The sequence below is a fragment of the Burkholderia sp. M6-3 genome, assembly GCF_050858985.1.
GTDB classification, from domain to species: Bacteria; Pseudomonadota; Gammaproteobacteria; order Burkholderiales; family Burkholderiaceae; genus Paraburkholderia; species Paraburkholderia caledonica.
Genome location: NZ_CP110090.1, coordinates 1,115,434 through 1,137,723, shown reverse-complemented (window position 1 = coordinate 1,137,723; position 22,290 = coordinate 1,115,434). Strand labels below are relative to the sequence as shown.

Sequence of the window (22,290 nt, the reverse complement as noted above, 5' to 3'; positions counted from 1 at the left end):
GTGATCCGCTCTTCCGTACGCCTTGCATCGGCAGTCTCACCGCTGATGCGCCGCCTCGCCCAATCCACCGCCGTCGCACTGTGCGCCGGTGCGCTCTTGACCGCTGCGCTTGCCACCGTCACTTCACAAACGGCCCACGCCGATGAAACCGCGATCTGCTACAACTGCCCGCCCGAATGGGCCGACTGGGCAAGTCAGATCAAGGCGATCCAGCAGAAGACCGGCATTCGCGTGCCGTTCGACAACAAGAACTCCGGCCAGTCGATCGCGCAGCTGATGGCGGAACAAAAGAGCCCAGTGGCGGACGTGGTGTATCTGGGCGTCTCATCGGCTTTCCAGGCGAAAGACAAGGGCGTCGTCGAGCCGTATAAGCCCGCGCATTGGGACGACATCCCCGCGAACCTGAAAGACCCGCAAGGCTACTGGTTCACGATTCACTCGGGCACGCTCGGCTTCTTCGTCAACAAGGACGCGCTCGAAGGCAAGCCCGTGCCGCGCTCGTGGGCAGACCTGCTCAAGCCCGAGTACAAAGGCATGGTCGGCTATCTCGATCCGTCGAGCGCATTCGTCGGCTATGCAGGCGCGGTCGCGGTGAATCAGGCGCTCGGCGGCACGCTCGATAACTTCGAACCGGGCCTCGACTGGTTTCGCAAGCTCAAGGCCAACGCGCCGATCGTGCCGAAGCAGACCGCCTACGCGCGCGTCATGTCCGGTGAAATCCCGATCCTGCTCGACTACGATTTCGACGCCTATCGCGCGAAATACAAGGATCATGCGAACGTCGAATTCGTGATTCCGAAGGAAGGCACGATCTCCGTGCCGTACGTGATGAGCCTCGTAAAGGGCGCGCCGCATGAAGCGAACGGCAAGAAGGTGCTCGACTTCGTGCTCTCCGACGAAGGTCAGAAGCTCTGGGCCGATGCGTATCTGCGCCCGGTTCGCGCGAATGCGATGAGCGCGCAGACAGCCGCAAAATTCCTGCCGGCAAGCGAGTACGCACGCGCAAAACCCGTCGACTTCGGCAAGATGGCCGAGAAGCAGTCGAGCTTCGGCGAGCGTTATCTGCAGGTGATGCATTGAACGACATTACGTTCCCACTGCGCTGGCGCATTGCACTGATCGCGCCGGCGCTAGCGGTCTTCATCGCGTTCTGGCTGTTGCCGATGGGCGCCCTCGCGCAACTGAGCGGCGACGGCCACGCGTTCGCCACCTATCGCGCGATGCTGACGAACCCGCGCTACATGTCGAGCCTCAGCGCGACTATCGTGTTGTCGGCGGCCGTCACGGCGGCTACGTTGGTGCTTTCGGTGATCGCCGGTTTGCTGCTCGCACGTCGTGAGTTCGCGTTCAAGCGCACGCTGCTCGCGTTGCTGACGTTTCCGCTCGCGTTTCCCGGCGTAGTGGTCGGCTTCATGGTCATCATGCTAGCAGGGCGCCAGGGGTTGATCGGTGCGCTGTCGCTCAAGCTCACCGGCGACCGCTGGGTGTTCGCCTACTCGATGAGCGGCCTCTTTCTCGGCTACCTGTACTTCTCGATTCCGCGCGTGATCGTCACGGTGATGGCGTCGGCGACCAAGCTCGATGCATCGCTCGAAGAAGCCGCGCGTTCGCTTGGCGCGTCGCCGTGGCGCATTACGCGCGACATCGTGTTGCCCGCGCTGTCGCCCGGCCTGATCGCGGCGGGCGCGGTGTGCTTCGCGACCGCGATGGGCGCGTTCGGCACGGCATTCACGCTCGCAACGGACAACGACGTATTGCCGATGACCATCTACACCGAGTTCACGCTCAACGCGAACATGATGACGGCGGCCGGACTTTCGATCGTGCTCGGCATCGTCACGTGGGCGGTGCTTGCATTGGCGCGCAGCGTGAGCGGCTCAGCCGTGGCGGCGAGCGCATGAGCGGCGTCATTCAATACAGCGCGGACCCAACCGGAAGCAGAACCTACCGATGAATTCCATCACTTCTTCTTTGCCGTCCGAGGCAAAGCCCCGTACGCGGCTCCGCCTGCCCGATGCAAGAGCGTGGCTCGCGGCGGGCCAATGGCTCGTCACGCTGCTGCTATGCGCGTTCCTGATCGTGCCGGTTGTCATGTCGATCGTCGCGGGCGTGACCGTCAACTATTTCAAGGGTGTCTCGAGCGGCTTCACGCTGCGCTGGCTCGCCGAAGTGTGGACGCAGTATCACGGCTCGGTGTTCCTGTCTCTCGAAGTGGCAGCGATCACGTTGCTGATCACGCTGCTGACCGGCGTTCCCGCAGGCTACGTGCTCGCGCGCAGCAAGACGCGGCTCTCGCGCATCGTCGAGGAATTCCTCGTGCTGCCGATCGCACTGCCGGGTCTTGCATCGGCGCTCGCGCTCCTCGTGGTGTACGGCGGCTTCACGATGTTCCGCATGAGCGTGGCGTTTATCGTCGTCGGACATGTGGTGTTCACGCTGCCGTTCATGGTGCGCGCGGTTGCCGCAGTGTGCGCGAGCAGCGACCTGCGCACGCTCGAAGAAGGCGCGGCGAGTCTCGGCGCAAGTTTCATGCAGCGCTTCGTGACCATCGTTTTGCCGAACGCGAGGCCGGGCATCGTGGCGGGCGCGTTCGCCGTGCTGACGCTTTCCATTGGCGAGTTCAATCTGACGTGGATGTTGCACACGCCCGACACGAAAACGCTGCCGGTCGGTCTCGCCGACACATACGCGTCGATGCGCATCGAAATCGGCAGCGCGTACACGATTCTCTTTTTCATCATGACGATGCCGCTCCTCGTCGCAATGCAATGGCTCGGCGTCGATGCGACCGGCCAGCGCAACGCGGCGAAAAAACGCATCGCCGCTTCTGCTTCGAATTCCGTCACGACACCATGAAACTCGCCCTTACCGCTGTGTCCGCTTCTGTTGCCGGCTCGGTTCCCATCACGTTGACGCAATGCGCGAAGACGTTTCGCGGCACACGTGTACTCGAACCGGTCGATCTTCAAATCGAAGCCGGTGAGACGCTCGTGCTGCTCGGTCCGTCCGGCTGCGGCAAGACCACGACGCTGCGCATGATCGCAGGGCTCGAAACGCCCGACGCCGGTGGCCGCATCGCATTCGGCGACGACGACGTCACCGCGCTGCCCATCGAAAAACGTCAGGTGGGCATGGTGTTTCAGAGCTACGCGCTGTTTCCTAACCTGACCGTGCGCGGCAACATCGGCTACGGATTGAAAATCAAACGTATGCCTGCGGCGACAGCGCGGCAGCGCATCGACGAATTGCTCGACATGATGCGCCTCACCGCGCATGCTGATAAGCCGATCGACCAGCTCTCCGGCGGACAGCGTCAACGCGTGGCGCTGGCACGCGCGCTTGCCGTGCAGCCGCGCGTGCTGCTGCTCGACGAACCGCTCACGGCACTCGACGCCCGTTTGCGCGACGCACTGCGCAGCGAGATGAACACGCTGCTGCGCAAACTGGGCATTACGACCGTGTACGTGACGCACGACCAGGCCGAGGCGATGGAACTGGGCGACCGCATCGTCGTGATGAGCGCCGGGCGTATCGAGCAGATCGGCTCCCCGCGTGACATCTACTATCGACCTGCAAACCGCACCGTCGCGCAGTTCGTCGGCACGATCAACCGTGTCGCCGGCGAACGCCGCGGCAACATGTTGACGACCACGGGCGGTGCCGTGCCGCTGCCATCGACGCCCACGCAAATTGCGACTCCGGCACGCTCGGCGCACGAGATTTTCTTCCGCCCCGAAGACGCGTTTCTCGCCGATCCCGCACACGCGCAACTGCGAGGCCACGTCGAAACAAGCGCGTTCCTCGGTGAGCGCACGCGCCTGACGATCAGCGGCGCCGCACCGGATGCGTTGCTCGTCGACGTCGCGGGCCGCGTCGAACTGGCGCGCGGCACGCCGGTCGGCATCTCGATCGTGCAGGACGCGCTGATTGCGCTATCGTAACAACGCGGCGCTGCTTTGGAGCGCGCTAAAACAAGGACTATCCCATGCTGCTGGCTCAAATTAGCGACCTGCATATCAAGCGGCCCGGCGGGCTCGCCTATCGCCGCGTCGACACCGCCGCGTATCTCGCGCGTTGCGTCGCTGCGCTGAACGCGCTCGTTCCCCGCCCTGACGCCGTGATCATCACCGGCGACCTCGTCGATCAGGGCGATCCGCAACAGTACGAACACCTGAAGACGCTGCTCGCGCCGCTTGAATTGCCCTACTTTCTGCTGGTCGGCAATCACGACGACCGGGCTGCGTTGCGCGCCGCCTTTCCCGACCGTGCGGAACTGCACAGCGGCAGCGAATTCGTCCAGTACGCATTCGATGTCGGCGCATTGCGCGTGCTCGCTCTGGATTCGCTGGAGCCGGGCCAAAGCGCCGGTACGCTGTGCGACGCGCGGCTCGCGTGGCTCGAGGCGCAACTCGACGCGGCGAACGGCAAGCCAACAGTCGTTGCGCTGCATCATCCGCCGTTTGTGTGCGGCATCGGACATATGGACGAGTTGCGGCTCGATCCTGCTGCGGCAGCCAGACTGGCTGCGCTGGTCGCGCGCTATCCGAACGTGGAGCGCGTGATCTGCGGGCATGTGCATCGTCCGATGTTCGTGCGTTTTGGCGGCACGATTGCATCCGCGGTACCGGCGCCCGCGCATCAGGTTGCGCTCGATCTTCGCGACGACGCGCCGTCGGCGTTCATGATGGAACCGCCCGCGTATGCGCTGCATCGCTACGATCCGGCAACAGGCCTGGTTACGCATCACGCGTATGTCGATGCCGCCGACGGTCCCTATCCGTTCCACGAGCCGGAAGGTGCGCTGATCGACTGAACACGCGTCCGTTTCTGATGGATCAGCGATTGACGAACGTTCGACGCGCGCGCCGCGATACGCTGAAGTACGGTATTCCGAGCGCGGCCGCGACGATCGCCTGCATCAGGCCGTCGAACGGAATCGCAATGTCGATCCCGATCGCATGCGTCATGTAATCGCTCGCCAGATAGGCGCCGGTGCGCAGCATCAGAATCGCACCGAGCCACGCCTGCACGTGCACGTTAAAGCGCGCCGATCTGCGCACGGCGAGGAGCGTCAGCCAACCTGCACCCGCCACGATGAACGCGCCGGTCACCACATTCGCGCCGACCATGACGATCACCGTGCGATACCAGCCATGTGTTCCAGCGCGCGCGAATACCGCAAGCAATTCCCATTCGAGCATCATTTCCAGTGGGTCGCGCATTGCGATTGCGGTAGCGAGCGCCCACGCCGCGAAACAGATCAGCGCGATGAGCAGGCATCCGCCAATGCGTGGCGACTGGCGTTGAGTCGAGCGTGTCGTGGGCTCTTTCATGAGATCGTACGGAGTTAGCTGAGATAGCGCGCCGATTCTACGAATCCGGGCCCGGCAAACTTCGCATTTTTGTCACGGGAGCACATGGCGCACCCATGGCGGCAAGTCAGCACAATCCGGTTCGCTCCGGTATGATCGGCACGCTTGAGGACCGTGCATGGGCCGGTCCGCCCACCGCTTCTCTCATGTCCACTTCCAACGCGTCCACACCCGCCTCCGCCGACCGGTCGCTGCGCAGCCTGCTGCTTCTGCTCGCGACCATTGCCGGCATCTCGGTCGCCAACATCTATTACAACCAGCCGCTGCTCGACAACTTCAGGCAGTCGTTCCCCGCGAGCGCGTCATGGGTAGGCGCGGTGCCGGCCATCACTCAGCTCGGCTACGCGGCCGGCATGTTGCTGCTCGCGCCGCTAGGCGATCGCTTCGACCGGCGGGCGCTGATCCTGCTGCAGACTGCGGGCATGTGCGTCGCGCTTGTCGTCGCGGCCGCCGCGCCTACGCTGTCGGTGCTGATCGTTGCAAGCCTCGCGATCGGTGTGCTCGCTACCATCGCCCAACAGGCGGTGCCGTTCGCCGCCGAACTGGCGCCGCCGTCTGAGCGCGGCCATGCGGTCGGCACGGTGATGAGCGGTCTGCTGCTAGGCATCCTGCTGGCGCGGACAGCTGCAGGCCTCGTTGCGCAATATCTCGGCTGGCGTGCGGTATTCGCCGCTTCTGTGGTCGCATTGCTCGTGCTCGCGGTGGTCATCATTCTGCGTCTGCCGAAAAGCAAGCCGACCTCGACACTCACCTACGGCAAGCTGCTCATGTCGATGTGGCATCTGATCGTCGAGCATCGCGCGTTGCGCGAGGCTTCGCTGACGGGCGCCGCGCTATTCGCCGGTTTCAGTATCTTCTGGTCGGTGCTTGCGCTGTTGCTGGCGGGCGCGCCGTTCCATCTCGGGCCACAGGCTGCAGGACTGTTCGGCATCGTCGGCGCGGCGGGCGCGCTCGCTGCGCCTCTTGCCGGCAAGTTCGCGGACCGCCGCGGACCACGCGCGATCATCACGCTGTCCATCGTGCTGGTGGCGATCTCGTTCGTCGTGTTCGGCGCATCCGCGAAGAGCATCGTGGGACTCGTGATCGGCGTGATCGTGTTGGACGTCGGCGTGCAGGCCGCGCAGATTTCGAATCAGTCGCGCATTTACGCGTTCAAGCCCGACGCACGCAGTCGCGTGAATACCGTGTACATGGTTGCGTATTTCATCGGCGGAGCGATCGGCTCCGGCGTCGGCGCAGCGGTGTGGCCGGTTTTCGGATGGGTGGGCGTGAGCGTCGCGGGTCTGTTGTTCGCGGGCCTTGCCGCGTGGAATCATCTGGCGCTGCAGGCTCGTACTGCCAAAGGTTGACTGCGGCGAGCGCTCAGCCGTTGCTTCGTGCGAACGCGTACTCGTGCAGTGCGTCGATTACGCGATCGAATTCGAAAGACTTGTCGTAGAAGTGGCGCACGCCGTATTGTTCGCAGCGCTCGCGATAGGCCGGCAATGCATGATTGGTCAGCACCGCGGCGAACACGGAGTCGATCAAACCTTCGCGCTGCAAATAGGCCAATACCGGTACGCCCGAGCCCTGCTTCAATTGCAGATCGACAATTACCGCGTCGAATGCGTCGTCGCTCAGAAGCGCGATGGCTTCGTCGGCCGAATCGGCATAAGCGGCCACGCGCAGCGAACCCGACGCGTCGATCGCCTCCACCAGACTGCGGCGGATCAGCGGCGAATCCTCGATAAGCAGCACGCGCAACGGTGCGCGGCTGGCTGACTCGGCAACGGTGTTCGATTCGCTGTTCATCGGGATTTCTCGATCGTCCATTATTCGATCAAGCCGTTCTTGATCGCGTAATAAGTCAGATCGGCATTGTTCGCCAGGCGCATCTTCTCGAGCACGCGAGCCCTATACGTGCTGACCGTTTTCACGGACAGATGCAGTTCCTCGGCAATCTGCGTAGGAATCTGCCCCGCCGCGAGCTTGCAGAAAATCTGAAACTCGCGCTCGGACAGCGCTTCGTGCGGCCGCGCCGCCGCCGGTTTGTCGAGATTGTCGGCAAGCGTGTCGGCTACCGCCTCGGATAAATAACGATGCCCTCGCGCCACCGCACGAATCGCGCGCACGATTTCGTCGGGTTCGCAGTCTTTGTTCAGATAACCGTTGGCGCCCGCGCGCAGCAGATTGATCGCGTACTGGCTCTCCGGGTAGCCGGAGAGGATCAGCACGCCCTGCTCCGGGCGCACCTGCTTGATGACGCGCAAGGTGTCGATGCCGTTCTTGTCCGGCATCGCAATGTCGAGCAGCACGACGTCGAATGCCTGTTCGCGCACGAGGCTGATGGTTTCGTCGCCGGTGGCCGCTTCCGCCGCGACGCACATGTCCGGCTCGTCGGCGACGAACTGTCTGAAACCCCCTCGGACGATCGCGTGGTCGTCAGCTATCAACACTCGAATCATCGGCTTGGTGTCCGTACGATGGAATCGCTCCAAAGCAGGCATTGTAATGACGTCGCGCCGTACTTCGGCGTTATCGCGGCCGGAACCGCCGGCCGCAAGCTCGCCATGCCAGGCGCAATCACTCGCGCCCTTCGAGCAGGTCGGCCATATCGTCCGCATGCTCTTCCTCGACTGCGAGAATCTCTTCGAACAGACGCCTCGTCGTCACATCCTTCTCGCCGAGATAGCGGATGATCTCACGATAGGTGTCGATTGCGATGCGCTCGGCAACCAGGTTCTCGCGAATCATGTCCGTCAGGTTCTCGCCTTCCTTGTACTCGGAATGCGCGCGCGTCTTCAGCCCGTCCGGCGCGAAGTCCGGCTCGCCGCCAAGCTGCACGATGCGCTCGGCGATACGATCGGCGTGTTCCTGCTCTTCGGCCGCGTGCTCCGCGAATTCGGCGGCCACCGCTTCCGAGTTGATACCCTTCGCCATGAAATGATGGCGCTTATAGCGCAACGTGCAGACGATTTCGGTAGCCAGCGCGTCGTTGAGGAGCTTGAGCACCGCGTCGCGATTCGCGCCGTAAGTTTGCGTGACCGGACCGTCCGACATGTGCTTGCGGGCGTCGTCGCGGATCTTCTGAACGTCCATCACGAACGGATCACTCGACTGCGATGCCGCGCCTTGGGCGCCAGGTGTGTTCGCCATTGAATCTCTCCTTTATCCGTATTGGGGGTGGCTGCATCACGCAAGGTGCCCGCGCGATGCGCCGATAGAATCATGTTCGGGTCTATGTTCGGAATACACCGAGCAGCAGCGTGACCACGAACACGACGAGGAAAATATAGAACAGTATCTTCGCGATCTCTGCCGCGCCCGCCGCGATTCCGGTGAAACCGAACACCGCAGCAATGATGGCGATGACGAAGAACACGATGGCATAGTGAAGCATGGCGACTCTCCTTCTTGTTAGTATCCGCGGGGATTTCCGTGCGCTCAGGTTGCGCGTGCCGCTTTGCTCAAGCGCCCTGTTTCAGGCGCCTCGACGAGGCAAAGCGGCGCTAATCGACGATTTTTTTCGTCACCACGAAACCGAGCACGAGGAACACCACGCACAGAATCAGGAACACGACAAACAGGAACTTCGCAATTGCCGCCGCACCCGCAGCCACGCCGGTGAATCCAAGAAGGCCGGCGATCACGGCGATGACGGCGAAGAACAACGCCCATTTCAGCATGATGGCTTCCTCCAGAACAGTGAATGGGATCAGAGTCCATCGTATCCAGCCGTATCGTCGGGCGCATTCCGACGCACTCCGGTTTTCGTGTGAGAATCCGCTTACATTGGATTACGGCCGCTTTACGCGAAGCGGCCGGAACGCAGATTCGCCACGCACGATGTGCGCGCCAGCGCGCGGGCGCGCACCCGCGGCGACCGCAGCGGACGCTACACTGATGCGTGTCCAAGGAGTAGAACGTGTCAAACGTGCAGAACGCGGCTGATGTACATAATGAAGTGCACAATAAAGTGCAGGACGAAGCGCAACAGGAAGCGCGAACCGGATCGCAAACCCAGGCCCCGCAAGCCAGAGCCGCGGCCCGCCTGAGCAACTGGATGCGCAACCGCAGCTGGGCGATCGCGATGACCGTGGCGATTGTGATCACCGTCGGCGGGCTGGTAATTCTCGAAACCGCGCGCGAGCGCATCGCCGCCGAGTACGAAACAGCGCTCGAAGCCCGCGACGTCACGGTGCACCTCAGCATGCTCGCGAGTCAGCTATCGCGTCTGAGCGCACAGGAAAGCGATTTTCTTCTGACGAAGCGTGACGCCGCAGCGCACGATTTTTGCGCGACCGCCGTCAGCATCCGCGAGGGCGAGCAACTGCTCGAGCGTTTTTACCGCAGTCCCAAAGCCGATAGCGCGGAGCTCGCAAGTTTCACGCAAATCCGCGCGCTGATCGACGCGCGAATCGGCGCCGGCGCCGCCGCCTTGCAGCGCGCGGCGCCTCATCCGCTCGATCTCAGCGCATGCGGCAACGCGAGCCACGCCAACGCGGTAGATGCGGCGCTCGTCGACAGCACACTGAGCCTGCTGCGCGACAACGAAGAACGGCGGGCGCAGCACGCGCTCGCCGCGAGCCGTGCCGATCAGCGCATTTCGACGTTATGCGCGGCTGGCCTGTCGGCGCTCAATATCGTGTTGTTCATTCTGCTCTTCCGCAACCTGGGCATACAGATCGACCGGCAGGCGCGCGTGCAGCGTCAATTGATCACACAACAAGGCGAGCTCGATCAACTCGTGAACGAACGCACGCGTCAACTCGAGGCACTCGGCTGGCATTTGCAGGCCGTCAGCGAAAACGAGAAGACGCAACTCGCGCGCGAGCTGCACGACGAGCTCGGCGCGATTCTCACCGCGAGCAAAATGGACGTGGCGTGGGCAAACCGCAAACTCAAAGAGAGCGACCCCGACATCTCCGAGAAGTTGAAGCGCGCGCTCGCCAATCTGGACCAGGGCATTGCGCTCAAGCGCCGCATCATCGAAGACATGCGGCCTACCGTGCTGGCGAATTTCGGCCTGGTGACCGCACTGCGCACACTGGCCGACGAAGCCGCGCAACGCAATAACTGGACGCTGAACCTGCAGCTTCCGGCCGACGATATCCAGCTCGACGAGCAAACGGAAATCGCGCTCTTTCGCGTCGCGCAGGAATCGTTGACCAACGCGGCGAAGTACGCGCGAGCGTCGCAGGTATCGATCGGCTTGCAGGTCGGCGAAGGTCGGGTCACGCTCGATATCGCCGACAACGGCGTCGGCATCATGCCAGCCGATCTGACGCGCACGCACACACACGGACTGCTCGGCATGCGTCAGCGGGTCGCCGCGCATGGCGGGCAGTTCGACATCAGACGCGGCGTGCCGAGAGGCACCGACATTCATGTCGTGATGCCGAGCGTCAGCACGTCGGCGCAGCCCGGCAACGACCCGTTGCCGTTCACCGCACGACCTTCGGTCTAGCCGCGTTGCGCCGCGATTGAAAACTCTGTTGCTCGTCGTTGTAGGAGTGCGCCGACGTCAACACCAGAGCACACCTACAACAAAATCGCAGCGGAGCCGACAGCGCGGCACGCACCCTTTTTTTACCATGCAATCAGACCGGATCGACTGGCGCAAGCCACGGTCGGCAGCTAGCACAGGCGCTAGCGGGACACGTCTACCGATACCTTCTCGACAAGGAGAACTCTCATGAATCGACTGATCGCTTTGCTTCTCATCGCAGGCACGGCCGCGCTCGCCGGCTGCAACACTATGGCAGGCGCCGGCCAGGACATCTCCAAGGGCGGCGACGCACTCACCAATTCGGCTGAAAAGGCGAAGTAAGTCGTTCTTCGTCGAGCGGCCAGGCGCCGTCGCGGCGCAAGCCGCTGCGTTTAAATGAAACCCGCTGCGGGAAACCGCAGCGGGTTTTTTGTTGAACGCGGTCATGCTCTGGTGCAGGTATCGAATGCGTGTATCGAATGCTTGCGCACAAAACAAAGCGGCGACCCACATGCGTGGATCGCCGCCCCGTCCTCCCCAGGACTTGCCGCTATCGCGTGCGCTGCAATGCGCGCACGCTCTCTAGCGAACTTATGCGCCCGTCAGCGTGTTCGACAATTCGACGCTCGGCGTGTTCGTGTTGCCGTTCTGCACGACGAGCAGATGGATCTGCCCCACCGCCAGCTGGCTCAGCGCGCCGCCAATGGGCACCGACGTGATCAGCCAGTCAGCGTTGTTCGACAACGTGAACGACTGCGACTGATAGATCGGCGTCTTGCTGCCGGCCGCCGTCGCGATCAGCACATACTGGCCGCCAGACACGTAGATAGAATCCTGGCCGCTTGCCGGCACCGCGTTCTTGAACGACAAGCCGGCCATCGTCGGGGCTACGTTGCTGATGTTCGTGTTGGTGGACTGGACCAGATAGAGGTCGAGGTTCGGTGCGTTGCCCGATGCGTTGAAGCCCCGCACGCGTGCGCTGTTCGAAAGCAGACCCTTGTCGAACGGATCGTCGATCAGACCGATGTCCGGTGCCGCCGCGCCCGGCAACGCGAGCACCGTATATTCGTGGCCCTTTGCAACGTTCGGGAAGTTGCCGCTTGCGAGCGCGGTCGTCGAGCCGGTTGCCGCATAACCCACGTTCGTCGAGCCCGTGTTGATGTTCGTGAAGTTCGTCACACCCTTATACGAGACATTCGTCTGTCCCGACGGTGCGGTACCGTTCACGAGAAAATCCACGGCAGGTCCGCTCGGGATCGCATGCACGAAATGGATTTCCGGGTTCGTCAGGCCAAGCTCCTTGCCTACGTCGTCGGAGCCCCCGCCGCACGCGCTCAGGACAGAAGCAACGGCGATCACGGCCGCCATGGTTCGGATCAGTTTCATTGTGTTCACCTATATCGATGTCGGGCTCTCCGCCCATTCATATGCGGGCGCACGCTTAAAGACAATGCCATCTGAAACCCTGTTCGATGCGTTGTTCGAACGGTTCCAGTCCGGCTGCCCTTAGCGAAGCACTCCCTCCTATCCCTGCGCGCATTACGCCTTTTCAGGGCGCCGCGCGGTCCATTCGATGGACGCACGCAATGAGCAATGGCTGTGCCGCAACCATCGATTTGGCTTATCGACGCGTGACGATGTCTTACCCGGCAACATCTTGCGAGCATTAGAAGCTTTCCTCAGATGGTGGTCACGAGCGCGCCGTGTATTGTTCGTGCGCACCCCATACTTACAACGGCAGCCTGTATGTCTTACCAACACTTACTCGCGGAGCTCGATCTCGGTTTCACCCGCCTGCGCAATCGCGTTGTGATGGGCTCCATGCATACGGGCATGGAAGACCGCTTCTGGAATTATCCAAAGCTGGCCGCGTACTTTCGTGAGCGAGCGAGGGGCGGCGTTGGTCTGATCGTCACTGGCGGCATCTCGCCGAATCGCGAAGGATGGCTGCTGCCATTCGGCGGCACGCTCAACTCGGTATTCGATCTGCACAATCATCGGCTGCTCACGCAAGCGGTTCACGAAGAAGGCGCCAAGATCGCGCTGCAGATTCTGCATGCGGGGCGATACGGGTATCAGCCGCTGGTTGTGTCGGCATCCGCTTTGAAGTCGCCGATCTCGAAGTTCAAGCCGCGCGCGCTCAGCATTGCCGGCATTGCGAAGACGGTGCGCGACTACGCGCGCTGCGCGAAGCTCGCTCAACGCGCGGGCTATGACGGCATAGAGATCATGGGCAGCGAGGGCTACCTGCTCAACCAGTTCCTTTGCCCGCGCACCAACCGGCGCACGGACCGCTACGGCGGCGGTATCGAGAACCGCATGCGGATCGCGCGCGAGATCGTCGAGCAGGTTCGCGAGGTTTGTGGGAAGCGCTTTATCGTCGTGTACCGGCTCTCGCTGATCGATCTGGTCGAAGGCGGCAACACGTGGGATGAAACCGTGCAGGTCGCGCAGGCGCTCGAAGCAGCGGGCGTGACGATGTTCAACACCGGCATCGGCTGGCACGAGGCGCGCGTGCCGACCATCGTCACGTCGGTGCCGCGCGCCGCGTTCGCCGCGCTGAGCGCGCGACTGAAGGCCGCGGTGAAGGTGCCGGTGATCGTCTCGAACCGCATCAACACGCCGGAGGTTGCGGAGGCATTGATCGCCGACGGTGCCGGCGATCTGGTCTCAATGGCAAGACCGCTGCTCGCTGATCCGGAGTTCGTCCTGAAAACCGCCGAAGGACGCACGCACGAAATCAATACTTGTATCGCGTGCAATCAAGCGTGTCTTGATCATACGTTCAGGAATCAGCGCGCAACCTGCCTCGTCAATCCGCGCGCGGGGCGCGAAACCGAGCTGGTGTATCGACCGCTCGCGGGTCCTCAACTCGTGCGCGCCGTCGCGGTGGTCGGTGCGGGGCCGGCGGGGCTGTCGGCGGCGACAGTGGCGGCGTCGCGCGGACATCGCGTGACCTTGTTCGATGCTGGCGCAACCATCGGCGGCCAGTTCAATCTGGCCATGCGCGTGCCGGGCAAAGAAGAATTCAGCGAGACGATCCGCTATTTCCAAAGCCAGCTGGAGCGGCATTACGTCGACGTGCGGCTCGGCACTCGCGTCGATCCGGCGCTCCTCGCCGCCGGCGCTTACGACGACATCGTGATCGCGACCGGCATCGTGCCGCGCCGGCCCGCAATTGCGGGCATCGATCTGCCCAATGTTCTGTCGTATGTGGATGTGCTCCGCGGCGCGCCTGTGGGACGCCGCGTCGCCGTCATCGGCGCGGGAGGCATCGGCTTCGACGTCAGCGAGTTCCTGCTGCATCCCACTGGCGAGCCTTTGCCCATGCCGCGTGATGTGTGGCTAGACGAATGGGGTGTCGATCTTTCCGTGAGCGGACGCGGCGGCTTGAAGCCGCCCGCTGCGGCCCGGCCGTTTCGGCAAATCTGGCTGTTGCAGCGCAAACCGGGCAAGTTCGGCACGGGGCTCGGCAAGACCTCGGGCTGGGTGCATCGAGCGACGCTCGCGCGAAACGGCGTGAAGATGCTGGCCGGGGTGTCGTACCTGGAAATCAGCGAGCGCGGTTTGAAGATCGCGCATGGCGGCGTCGAAGAATGGCTGGATGTCGACAACATCGTCGTTTGTGCAGGGCAGGAATCGCTGCGCGATCTGCATCCGCAGGAACCGGCGGATGCAGCCGGCCCTCGCTATCACGTGATTGGCGGCGCGGCGCTCGCCACCGAACTTGATGCCAAGCGCGCAATCCGCGAAGGCGCTGAACTGGCCGCACGCCTTTGACGCAGGACATGGGCGGGAGTGGGCGGAGTCGCGTGCGCGCCCTACCCATACCGGTCGCACTCGTTGCCTTTCAGGCGAGCCCTTTCTTCCGATAATCGAGCCAGAAAGACAAGCCCACGCTGACCAGGATCACGACGGTCGCGATCACCGTCGAGTGCGTAACGGGCTCGCCGAGCAGCAACGCGCCGAGCGCCACCGCAACCACCGGATTCACGTACATGCAACTGCTCGCAATGATCGGGCTTGTGTGACGTATCAGAAAACCGTAGGCGACGTAGGCGGCCATGGTGCCGATCAACATCAGATAGACGAACGCGAGCACCGGCAGAAAATGCACTTCGAGCATGCGCTCGCCCGAAACCCAGGCGACCATGGTCGACATCGCGCCGCCAAGGCCGATCTGCAGCGACGTGGACAAAAACAGATCCGACGGCAGCTTAAGACGCCCCGCGAGATGCGCGCCGCCCGCCCAGAAGAGCGCGCCGCATAGAATCGCGAGGCTGCCGCCCGCCGAGCCGGGCGCACTGTCGCCATGGCTCAAGATCGCGATACCGACGAGCCCGAGCCCGACCGCGAACCACTCGCCTTTGCCGATCTTGCGTCCCGCCACGGCCGCGATCACCGTCGCGAAGAGCGGTACGGTCGCGACCATTACCGCGGCTGTGCCCGTGCCGACCGTGCGCATGCCGTACGCCAACATGCCGCTCGACAGCCCCACCAGCATCGTGCCGACGAGCCCGGCGTTGCGGATCTCCGCCGCGCTCGGCCAAACTGGATTGCGGCGCGCCGCGAAAACGAACAGGCCGACGCCCGCGAAAAGATTGCGCAGGCCGGACATCAGCAGCGGCGGAAATGAGCCGAGCGCAACGTGAACCGCAAGATAGGTCGAGCCCCACACCAGATAGACGACGCCGAGCGCGAGTGCGACCTGACCGTTACGCGACTGCGGCAGACGGATCGGGAAACCACGAGAAAACCGGCTTGGGAGTTCCAGCGACATCGTTTCAACCCGCCCATGCCGTTCGAGGCGCCCGCTGGGGGGACGGCGGACACCGCATCGGCGATGCGGTCAGGCGGGCGAGGCTGGCAGACATGGTGGTGGAGCGAAGTACGATGGTTGGCTAACAGAGAAAGCCAGACGGGGAATGCAACGCCGCGCCGGTCGAGCGGTGGCTCGGGTGGATTCGCGGCTGACACGCGCCGAATTCATGGCGCGCATCGCATTATGCAGTAAGCGCCCACCGTGCCATGTGAAAGAATCGTAACTTTTGGTGCGCATGCAACAAAAAGCCGGGGCGTAACCGCACCCCGGCTTTCTGTCTGGATTTGAGCGCCAAAGCGCCGCTTCATGCAGCGTGCATCGGAATCAGCCGGGCGGCGCAAGCCGCACCGGGCACGCCGATAAGCGGCTGCGGTGGCCCGCCTAGTTGCTCATCGCGCCCGACGCCTCGTGTTTCATGCCCATTGCGTCGCCTTTTTTCGTTTTGTCGTGCTTCATTGTGTCCTTCTTCATGTGGTCCTTCGACATGCCGTCCTTCGACATGGAGTCTTTCGACATCGAATCGTTGGACATCGCGCCGCTTGCCTGCGCGAATGCGCCGCCGCTCATCAGAAAGGTGACGGCCACTGCTGCGATTGCAAATTTCTTCATGGGACAACTCCGTTTGTTGTGGATCAATCGAACCGGCCGTTGCCGGCGTGTTTCCGAAGCTTCTGCCGCCCGGGGTCGCGCATGCACTTGGCGCATGCGGCGACCTGCGCGCGTCAGGAGCCTCCGAACCAGTTGTAACCCTGGTCGACCCAATAGCCGCCAGGATACGTGTTGGTGACGAACATCTCGACGATGTGCTTCGGGTTCTTGTAGCCGAGCTTGGTCGGCATGCGCAGTTTCATCGGGAAGCCGTATTTCGCGGGCAGGCGCTCGCCGTCATACGAGAACGTGAGCAGCGTCTGCGGATGCAGCGCGGTGGGCATGTCGATGCTTTCGTAGTAGTCGTCCGCGCATTTGAAGCCGACGTACTTCGCGCTCGTGTCCGCGCCGATGCGGCGCAGAAAATCGCCGAACGGCGTGCCGCCCCAACGGCCTATCGCGCTCCACCCTTCCACGCAGATATGCCGTGTGATCTGCTCCGCCTGCGGCAGCGCGTACAACTCCGGCAAGCTCCAGACGCGCTGGCCGGTCACGAGGCCGCTGATTTTCAGCTTGTAGCCCGAAGCGTCGACCTGCGGCACCTCGTCGATACCGTAGTAGGCATTGAACGGAAACGGCCGCGTGATCTGCGCTTCGGTGTAGGTCGGCGCCAGTTGCCTCGGATCGAACAGCGCGGCCTGGGCGCGATCGTTCAGGCGCGAAACGGCGGTGAGAAACTTGTTGACCGATTCGTCGTCGGTCAGCGAGCAGCCGGTCAGCATCGACAAGCCGCCAAGCGACAGTAGCTGCTTGCCGAAGAGACGCCGCGACGGCATTGAAAGTTCGCGCCTGACGTCGATGAGAATCGACTCACGGTCCAGTTTGCCAGCGACATTCGTCGCAGAGTCTTTAATGAGCTTGTTCATGATTCGGTATCCGTAACATTCGCGCGGAGCATTTATCGACCGCGCAACATGGCAAGCAGCGAGCGAGGCACGAGCGCGACCATCGCCAGATGAACGACGATGAACGCAGCCATCAGCGCCATCGCGCAGAAGTGGACGATGCGGGCGTTGTCGTAGCCGCCCATCAACTCGCGCAGCAGCGGGAACTGCACCGACTTCCAGATTGCGAGCCCCGACAGCACCAGCACGAGCAGATCGAGAATGACGAACAGGTAGGCGAACTTCTGGACCGCGTTGTAGACCCGCAAGTCCGCGTGCGACAGCTTGCCGGTCAACGCGGCGATGAAATCGTGCAACACCGCGCGCGGCGAGACCGGCAAAAACTTGCGGAAGAAACGTCCCGTCGCAAGATTCAACGCGAGATAGGCGAGGCCGTTGAAAACCAGCAGCCACATCGCTGCGAAATGCCATTGCAATGCGCCGCCAAGCCAACCGCCGAGCGCGATCTCCGTCGGAAAACGGAACGCGGGAAAGACCGGCGACGCGTCGTAAATGCGCCAGCCCGACAGCATCATGACGATCGCCGCGAGTGCGTTGAGCCAATGCGTGATGCGCACCCATACCGGATGTATCACGCCGCTGGAGGGCGCGGCAGGCGGTGCGCTGTCGCGAACAACATGAGGCGTTGCCATGAGAATCTCCGTTGATTGACGCGCGCTCAATGGCAGGCGGCCAGTTCGGCCACCTGCAGCACGTCGCCGGTTGCTGCGTTCTGGACAAAAGCAACTACACCGAATCTGTCGGCCGATGCGTTCGCGTTCTTGTTGGGATCGGCATTGGTATCGGCATCGTCGAAACGAATGTCGCGGGTAATCTGCGCATTGCCGCCGACGAGCGGCACCGGCCCGATCCATTGCCGCACCACTCGTTCGTGATGCAATGTCGCGCCACGATTCTCGCCGGCACCGACCTGCGAACTCAGCGAGTTTTCGTATACCGCGACGTAGGCATCGAGCGGCCCGGCGGTATCGGCAACCTTGCTGTCAAAGCGCGCTGCGACGTTGAACGCGCCGCCCGTCTGCGGCTTCAGTTCGAGGGCGACGTTCGCCCGTGCCGGCTCAGCCACGAGCTTGCCGACGCGACCTTCGAAACTGTCGCGTTGCGACCAGCTTCGCAACTCCCGCCCCGCCACGAAAACTTCAGGCGTGTAGATGGTGTGACCGCCCGCAAGATCGGTGAGCGCCTGCTGACGTTCGGTGAAGCGGTGCTGCGAGAAGCGATCCGTCCAACCGAGGCTGTTCCAGTAGTCGACGTGCAGCGCCAGAGGCACGATGCTTTGCGTCGCACCGCCGTGCTTCCATTGGCTGAGCCACTGGTCGGCGGGCGGACAGCTATTGCACCCTTCGCTGCTGTACAACTCGACGAGTGCAACGCGATGCGCTGGACTGCGCGCGCTGCACATCGCGCCGGCTGCATTTGCCAGACCGCTCGCGGACAACATCGCTATTGCACTGAAAACTGCGACGACTCGAACGAACGGTCGGCGTGCACGGTGCATGACGATTGATTGCATGACCTGCCCTATCGGGATCTGCACGTTTGTCGATGCGCGCAGCAGGTTATGACAGACCCCCGCAAATTTTTTTGCCTGACGTTTGCACGCGCATTTATCGCATCACTGTTTGGCGCGGCCCGACTTACAGCAGCGAAATGTTCGCGAAGGTCATTGAAAGACGCCGTGCTAACATGCCCTTAATCACTGCGCCGCTCGCCGTCATCACAGTCATCGTCAGCTACTCGCGGCGCGTCGCTCATCTCCACTCGACAACTGCCGGCCCTTCAATGCGTTCTCCGACTTCACGCGCCCACACCCGCTTGCGCCCTCGCCGCGCAAGTGGATGCGCGCGCGTGCAGGTCGCGCCGCATTCCGCCGACGAGCCGTCGCGAACGCTTCCGCCAGAAACGCTTCCGCTTCTCGCCGCCCGGCGCCCCACCTGACGCAGCTCGCTTCCTTGCCTGAAGCCGCGTCGTCCCCAAGGGGACTTTCGGGGCGCCGGGCCGATCACATCCGCATGATGTTTCCTCACACAGATTGCAGCCATATTGCAGATCGAATTGGAGTAGCCGCCGTGAAAACGACCAGAAGGACCAAGCAGTGTTACCTCACCGAACTCGACGTCGCCCGTCTTGAGAAGCACGCCGCCGCACCCGGCGCGGACGCACGTTTGCACGACATGCTCGACGACGTACTGGAGCGCGCGGTTATCGTCGATTCGCGCGAGATTCCGGCCAACGTGGTCACGATGAACTCGCAGGCGACGCTCGTCGACGAAAGCAGCGGTGAGCACATGACCTGGACCGTCGTCTATCCGCCCGACGCCGACTTCGCGCATGGCCGCCTGAATGTGTTCTCGCCAGTCGGCCTGGCGCTTCTCGGCGCGAAACGCGGCGAGCAGATTCGCTTCGTGCCGCCAAGCGGCGCCGAGAAGGTGCTGAAGCTCGAAAAGATCCTGTACCAGCCCGAAGCCTCGGACGATTTCACGCTGTAAGCAAACAGGCCGCGCGGCATAAGTGCTGCAGCGCGTCATAGGCGGCGCGCCCGTCAATACAAGCATAGTGCGCAAATAGCGGACCGGCGGGCTGCAACGCGATGCGACGTCTTGCGCTTTCGCTCTCGCAGACAGTCCCGGCCGACAAGGGCGCTGCGCCTCACGCACGACGCCCACATCGATCGCCCACAGCGTTGCAGACGGGTTGCCAAGCGGCGCCCGCCCGGTGTATCGTGTGCGCTGCTAACGCGGGGGTCCTGCGGTGCACGGGAGTTGGAGGTCCGTGCCACGTGGGTGAGAAATACCCTTTGAACCTGATCTGGATAATGCCAGCGCAGGGAAGCGTACGGATTTCGCACTCCAGCCCTTGTGCCTCATCTCTCGCGAATTCCGACTACTTCCGTCTCGTCTCCTGCTTAGCGGCCCACATTGCTTTGACGGAGAACACGCATGAACGCCAACCCGAAGTTTCTTTCCGCCGACGCCCACGTCGACGAAGCCGCCGTCGCGCCGCTGCCGAATTCCCGCAAGGTCTACGTGACCGGCTCGCGCCCCGACATCCGCGTGCCGATGCGCGAAATCACGCAATCCGACACGCCTGACAGCTTCGGCGGCGAAAAGAATCCGCCCGTCTACGTCTACGATACGTCGGGCCCCTACTCCGATCCCGAAGCGAAGATCGACATCCGCGCCGGCCTGCCCGCGCTGCGTCAGCGCTGGATCGAAGAACGCGGCGACACGGAACCGCTCTCCGGCCTCACAAGCGACTACGGCCGCGAGCGCGCCGCCGATCCCGCGACCGCCGAATTGCGCTTTCAAGGCCTGCATCGCACGCCGCGCCGTGCGATGCCCGGCAAGAACGTGTCGCAGATGCACTACGCGCGCAAAGGCATCATTACGCCGGAAATGGAGTACATCGCGATTCGCGAGAACCAGCGCCGCGCCGAGTATCTCGAGACGCTGAAGACGAGCGGTCCGAACGGCGAAAAGCTCGCCGCGATGATGGGCCGTCAGCATCCGGGCCAGGCGTTCGGTGCAAGCGCTTTTGGTCCGAACGGCCTCACCGAAATCACGCCGGAATTCGTGCGCGACGAAGTTGCGCGCGGCCGCGCGATCATCCCGAACAACATCAATCACCCGGAAAGCGAACCGATGATCATCGGCCGCAATTTCCTCGTGAAGGTGAATGCGAACATCGGCAACTCGGCGGTGACATCTTCGATCGGCGAGGAAGTCGACAAGATGACGTGGGCGATCCGCTGGGGCGGCGACACGGTGATGGATCTGTCGACCGGCAAACACATTCACGAAACGCGCGAGTGGATCATCCGCAATTCCCCGGTGCCGATCGGCACGGTGCCGATCTATCAGGCGCTCGAAAAGGTCAACGGCAAGGCTGAAGACCTGACGTGGGAGATCTTCCGCGATACGCTGATCGAACAGGCCGAACAAGGCGTCGATTACTTCACGATTCATGCCGGCGTGCGTTTGCAGTATGTGCCGCTCACCGCCAAGCGCATGACCGGTATCGTGTCGCGCGGCGGCTCGATCATGGCGAAGTGGTGCCTCGCGCATCACAAGGAAAGCTTCCTGTACGAGCATTTCGAAGACATCTGCGAAATCATGAAGGCGTATGACGTCGCCTTCTCGCTCGGCGACGGCCTGCGTCCCGGCTCGATTTACGACGCGAACGACGAAGCCCAACTCGGCGAATTGAAGACGCTCGGCGAGCTTACGCAGATCGCATGGAAGCACGACGTGCAGACGATGATCGAAGGCCCCGGCCACGTGCCGATGCAGTTGATCAAGGAGAACATGGATCTGCAACTGGAATGGTGCGACGAAGCGCCGTTCTACACGCTCGGGCCGCTCACCACCGACATCGCTCCCGGCTACGATCACATCACGTCGGGCATCGGCGCGGCCATGATCGGCTGGTTCGGCACCGCCATGCTCTGCTACGTGACGCCGAAGGAACACCTGGGCTTGCCGAACAAGGACGACGTGAAGACCGGCATCATCACGTACAAGCTCGCCGCGCACGCCGCCGATCTGGCGAAGGGCCATCCGGGCGCGCAGGTGCGTGACAATGCATTGAGCAAGGCGCGCTTCGAATTCCGTTGGGAAGATCAGTTCAACCTCGGTCTCGATCCGGATAAGGCACGCGAATTCCACGACGAAACGCTGCCGAAGGATTCCGCAAAGGTTGCGCATTTCTGCTCGATGTGCGGCCCGCATTTCTGCTCGATGAAGATCACGCAGGACGTGCGCGAGTTCGCGGCGCAACAGGGCGTCACTGACGACGAAGCGCTGAAAAAAGGCATGGAAGTGAAGTCCATCGAGTTTATGAAGAAAGGCGCCGAAATCTATCAGCGGCAGTAACGCCGCGCGGATCTCGCGCCGTTGACAGCCGCGCGCGCATTTCGATGCGCGCGCAACGTCCCGCAACAAAAAGCCCGCCGCCAGCGGGCTTTTTTTCGCCTGGCGTTCAGGTACGGCTCCTGCTATGCGCTGGGAAACATTTGATTACGAAACCGTCAGTCTGCTGACAACCTCATACATCTGGAAACCATCCACAGCGATAAGA

The 22,290-nt window shown here is 62.7% G+C and carries 23 protein-coding genes and 1 riboswitch; of the genes, 11 read left to right on the top strand and 12 right to left on the bottom strand.

Annotated elements, in window-relative coordinates:
- The 5 genes from OH764_RS04930 to OH764_RS04910 are packed head-to-tail and all read left to right on the top strand — an operon-like array spanning position 1 to position 4,813.
- A complete protein-coding gene (locus tag OH764_RS04930) occupies positions 1-1,080 on the top strand; it encodes an ABC transporter substrate-binding protein (RefSeq protein ID WP_498848233.1) in 1,080 nt (359 codons plus the stop codon).
- Positions 1,077-1,901 carry an ABC transporter permease gene (locus tag OH764_RS04925; protein ID WP_498848232.1) on the top strand — a complete coding sequence of 275 codons (825 nt, stop codon included), beginning with the start codon at positions 1,077-1,079 and terminating at the stop codon, positions 1,899-1,901. The genes OH764_RS04930 and OH764_RS04925 overlap by 4 nt, the downstream gene beginning before the upstream one ends.
- A gap of 49 nt (positions 1,902-1,950) precedes the next feature.
- Positions 1,951-2,856, top strand: a complete 906-nt coding sequence (locus tag OH764_RS04920; protein WP_498848231.1) for an ABC transporter permease — start codon at positions 1,951-1,953, stop codon at positions 2,854-2,856.
- Positions 2,853-3,941, top strand: a complete 1,089-nt coding sequence (locus tag OH764_RS04915) for an ABC transporter ATP-binding protein (protein WP_498848230.1) — start codon at positions 2,853-2,855, stop codon at positions 3,939-3,941. Before OH764_RS04920 ends, OH764_RS04915 begins: the two co-directional genes overlap by 4 nt.
- 44 nt (positions 3,942-3,985) lie before the next feature.
- Entirely contained in the window at positions 3,986-4,813 is an 828-nt protein-coding gene (locus OH764_RS04910) for a phosphodiesterase (protein ID WP_498848229.1), read from the top strand.
- 22 nt (positions 4,814-4,835) lie between these two features.
- Here the strand turns inward: OH764_RS04910 and OH764_RS04905 are convergent, their stop codons facing one another.
- Positions 4,836-5,333, bottom strand: a complete 498-nt coding sequence (locus tag OH764_RS04905; RefSeq protein WP_498848228.1) for a DUF2569 domain-containing protein — start codon at positions 5,331-5,333, stop codon at positions 4,836-4,838.
- A 185-nt stretch (positions 5,334-5,518) separates the two neighbouring features.
- Here OH764_RS04905 and OH764_RS04900 point away from each other — a divergent pair, with 185 nt between their 5' ends.
- Positions 5,519-6,721 (top strand): MFS transporter, encoded by a 1,203-nt coding sequence (locus OH764_RS04900; protein WP_498848227.1) that lies wholly within the window; start codon positions 5,519-5,521, stop codon positions 6,719-6,721.
- 13 nt (positions 6,722-6,734) lie between these two features.
- Here OH764_RS04900 and OH764_RS04895 read toward each other — a convergent pair whose 3' ends face one another.
- From OH764_RS04895 to OH764_RS04875, 5 genes are all read right to left on the bottom strand, one after another.
- Positions 6,735-7,163: a response regulator gene (locus tag OH764_RS04895; protein ID WP_027775480.1), complete on the bottom strand. Its 429-nt coding sequence runs from the start codon at positions 7,161-7,163 to the stop codon at positions 6,735-6,737.
- Between the two features lie 20 nt (positions 7,164-7,183).
- Entirely contained in the window at positions 7,184-7,816 is a 633-nt protein-coding gene (locus OH764_RS04890) for a response regulator (RefSeq protein ID WP_013338705.1), read from the bottom strand.
- Between the two features lie 118 nt (positions 7,817-7,934).
- Positions 7,935-8,507, bottom strand: coding sequence for a ferritin-like domain-containing protein (locus OH764_RS04885; protein ID WP_498848226.1), 573 nt, complete (start codon positions 8,505-8,507; stop codon positions 7,935-7,937).
- A gap of 82 nt (positions 8,508-8,589) precedes the next feature.
- Positions 8,590-8,751, bottom strand: a complete 162-nt coding sequence (locus OH764_RS04880) for a DUF1328 domain-containing protein (protein WP_006052455.1) — start codon at positions 8,749-8,751, stop codon at positions 8,590-8,592.
- Between the two features lie 109 nt (positions 8,752-8,860).
- Entirely contained in the window at positions 8,861-9,037 is a 177-nt protein-coding gene (locus OH764_RS04875) for a DUF1328 domain-containing protein (RefSeq protein ID WP_020065435.1), read from the bottom strand.
- A 239-nt stretch (positions 9,038-9,276) separates the two neighbouring features.
- On the opposite strand from OH764_RS04875, the gene OH764_RS04870 reads away from it, so the two are divergent.
- Entirely contained in the window at positions 9,277-10,818 is a 1,542-nt protein-coding gene (locus OH764_RS04870; RefSeq protein ID WP_498848225.1) for a sensor histidine kinase, read from the top strand.
- 228 nt (positions 10,819-11,046) lie between these two features.
- Positions 11,047-11,181 carry an entericidin A/B family lipoprotein gene (locus tag OH764_RS04865; protein ID WP_020065433.1) on the top strand — a complete coding sequence of 45 codons (135 nt, stop codon included), beginning with the start codon at positions 11,047-11,049 and terminating at the stop codon, positions 11,179-11,181.
- Between the two features lie 249 nt (positions 11,182-11,430).
- Here the strand turns inward: OH764_RS04865 and OH764_RS04860 are convergent, their stop codons facing one another.
- Positions 11,431-12,225: a DUF4397 domain-containing protein gene (locus tag OH764_RS04860; RefSeq protein WP_498848224.1), complete on the bottom strand. Its 795-nt coding sequence runs from the start codon at positions 12,223-12,225 to the stop codon at positions 11,431-11,433.
- Between the two features lie 360 nt (positions 12,226-12,585).
- On the opposite strand from OH764_RS04860, the gene OH764_RS04855 reads away from it, so the two are divergent.
- Complete coding sequence (locus tag OH764_RS04855) at positions 12,586-14,619, top strand: 2,4-dienoyl-CoA reductase FMN-binding domain-containing protein (RefSeq protein ID WP_498848223.1); 2,034 nt, start codon at positions 12,586-12,588, stop codon at positions 14,617-14,619.
- A gap of 70 nt (positions 14,620-14,689) precedes the next feature.
- Here the strand turns inward: OH764_RS04855 and OH764_RS04850 are convergent, their stop codons facing one another.
- From OH764_RS04850 to OH764_RS04830, 5 genes are all read right to left on the bottom strand, one after another.
- The gene (locus OH764_RS04850; protein WP_498848222.1) at positions 14,690-15,619 is read right to left on the bottom strand and encodes a DMT family transporter; all 930 of its coding nucleotides are present in this window, start codon (positions 15,617-15,619) and stop codon (positions 14,690-14,692) included.
- Positions 15,620-16,042: 423 nt separating this feature from the next.
- A complete protein-coding gene (locus tag OH764_RS04845) occupies positions 16,043-16,270 on the bottom strand; it encodes a pentapeptide MXKDX repeat protein (RefSeq protein ID WP_498848221.1) in 228 nt (75 codons plus the stop codon).
- A gap of 113 nt (positions 16,271-16,383) precedes the next feature.
- Positions 16,384-17,175, bottom strand: a complete 792-nt coding sequence (locus OH764_RS04840; protein WP_498848220.1) for a molybdopterin-binding protein — start codon at positions 17,173-17,175, stop codon at positions 16,384-16,386.
- Positions 17,176-17,207: 32 nt separating this feature from the next.
- A complete protein-coding gene (locus OH764_RS04835; protein WP_498848219.1) occupies positions 17,208-17,846 on the bottom strand; it encodes a cytochrome b/b6 domain-containing protein in 639 nt (212 codons plus the stop codon).
- 26 nt (positions 17,847-17,872) lie between these two features.
- Positions 17,873-18,727: a DUF1223 domain-containing protein gene (locus tag OH764_RS04830; RefSeq protein WP_498848218.1), complete on the bottom strand. Its 855-nt coding sequence runs from the start codon at positions 18,725-18,727 to the stop codon at positions 17,873-17,875.
- Positions 18,728-19,283: 556 nt separating this feature from the next.
- Between OH764_RS04830 and OH764_RS04825 the strand changes: the two genes are divergently transcribed.
- Together OH764_RS04825 and thiC are read left to right on the top strand one after the other, a co-directional pair.
- Positions 19,284-19,703 carry a GreA/GreB family elongation factor gene (locus tag OH764_RS04825; RefSeq protein WP_020065425.1) on the top strand — a complete coding sequence of 140 codons (420 nt, stop codon included), beginning with the start codon at positions 19,284-19,286 and terminating at the stop codon, positions 19,701-19,703.
- 240 nt (positions 19,704-19,943) lie between these two features.
- Positions 19,944-20,062, top strand: a riboswitch (TPP riboswitch).
- Positions 20,063-20,153: 91 nt separating this feature from the next.
- Complete coding sequence (thiC, locus tag OH764_RS04820; RefSeq protein WP_027775490.1) at positions 20,154-22,085, top strand: phosphomethylpyrimidine synthase ThiC; 1,932 nt, start codon at positions 20,154-20,156, stop codon at positions 22,083-22,085.
- The last annotated feature ends 205 nt before the right edge of the window (positions 22,086-22,290 follow it).

Coding starts and splice junctions, on each gene's coding strand:
- thiC (WP_027775490.1), top strand. CDS start 20,154: ATGAACGCCAACCCGAAGTTTCTTTCCGCCGACGCCCACGTCGACGAA.
- OH764_RS04895 (WP_027775480.1), bottom strand. CDS start 7,163: ATGAACAGCGAATCGAACACCGTTGCCGAGTCAGCCAGCCGCGCACCG.
- OH764_RS04890 (WP_013338705.1), bottom strand. CDS start 7,816: ATGATTCGAGTGTTGATAGCTGACGACCACGCGATCGTCCGAGGGGGT.
- OH764_RS04855 (WP_498848223.1), top strand. CDS start 12,586: ATGTCTTACCAACACTTACTCGCGGAGCTCGATCTCGGTTTCACCCGC.
- OH764_RS04830 (WP_498848218.1), bottom strand. CDS start 18,727: ATGCAATCAATCGTCATGCACCGTGCACGCCGACCGTTCGTTCGAGTC.
- OH764_RS04910 (WP_498848229.1), top strand. CDS start 3,986: ATGCTGCTGGCTCAAATTAGCGACCTGCATATCAAGCGGCCCGGCGGG.
- OH764_RS04900 (WP_498848227.1), top strand. CDS start 5,519: ATGTCCACTTCCAACGCGTCCACACCCGCCTCCGCCGACCGGTCGCTG.
- OH764_RS04840 (WP_498848220.1), bottom strand. CDS start 17,175: ATGAACAAGCTCATTAAAGACTCTGCGACGAATGTCGCTGGCAAACTG.
- OH764_RS04845 (WP_498848221.1), bottom strand. CDS start 16,270: ATGAAGAAATTTGCAATCGCAGCAGTGGCCGTCACCTTTCTGATGAGC.
- OH764_RS04905 (WP_498848228.1), bottom strand. CDS start 5,333: ATGAAAGAGCCCACGACACGCTCGACTCAACGCCAGTCGCCACGCATT.
- OH764_RS04885 (WP_498848226.1), bottom strand. CDS start 8,507: ATGGCGAACACACCTGGCGCCCAAGGCGCGGCATCGCAGTCGAGTGAT.
- OH764_RS04835 (WP_498848219.1), bottom strand. CDS start 17,846: ATGGCAACGCCTCATGTTGTTCGCGACAGCGCACCGCCTGCCGCGCCC.
- OH764_RS04860 (WP_498848224.1), bottom strand. CDS start 12,225: ATGAAACTGATCCGAACCATGGCGGCCGTGATCGCCGTTGCTTCTGTC.
- OH764_RS04920 (WP_498848231.1), top strand. CDS start 1,951: ATGAATTCCATCACTTCTTCTTTGCCGTCCGAGGCAAAGCCCCGTACG.
- OH764_RS04875 (WP_020065435.1), bottom strand. CDS start 9,037: ATGCTGAAATGGGCGTTGTTCTTCGCCGTCATCGCCGTGATCGCCGGC.
- OH764_RS04915 (WP_498848230.1), top strand. CDS start 2,853: ATGAAACTCGCCCTTACCGCTGTGTCCGCTTCTGTTGCCGGCTCGGTT.
- OH764_RS04880 (WP_006052455.1), bottom strand. CDS start 8,751: ATGCTTCACTATGCCATCGTGTTCTTCGTCATCGCCATCATTGCTGCG.
- OH764_RS04850 (WP_498848222.1), bottom strand. CDS start 15,619: ATGTCGCTGGAACTCCCAAGCCGGTTTTCTCGTGGTTTCCCGATCCGT.
- OH764_RS04865 (WP_020065433.1), top strand. CDS start 11,047: ATGAATCGACTGATCGCTTTGCTTCTCATCGCAGGCACGGCCGCGCTC.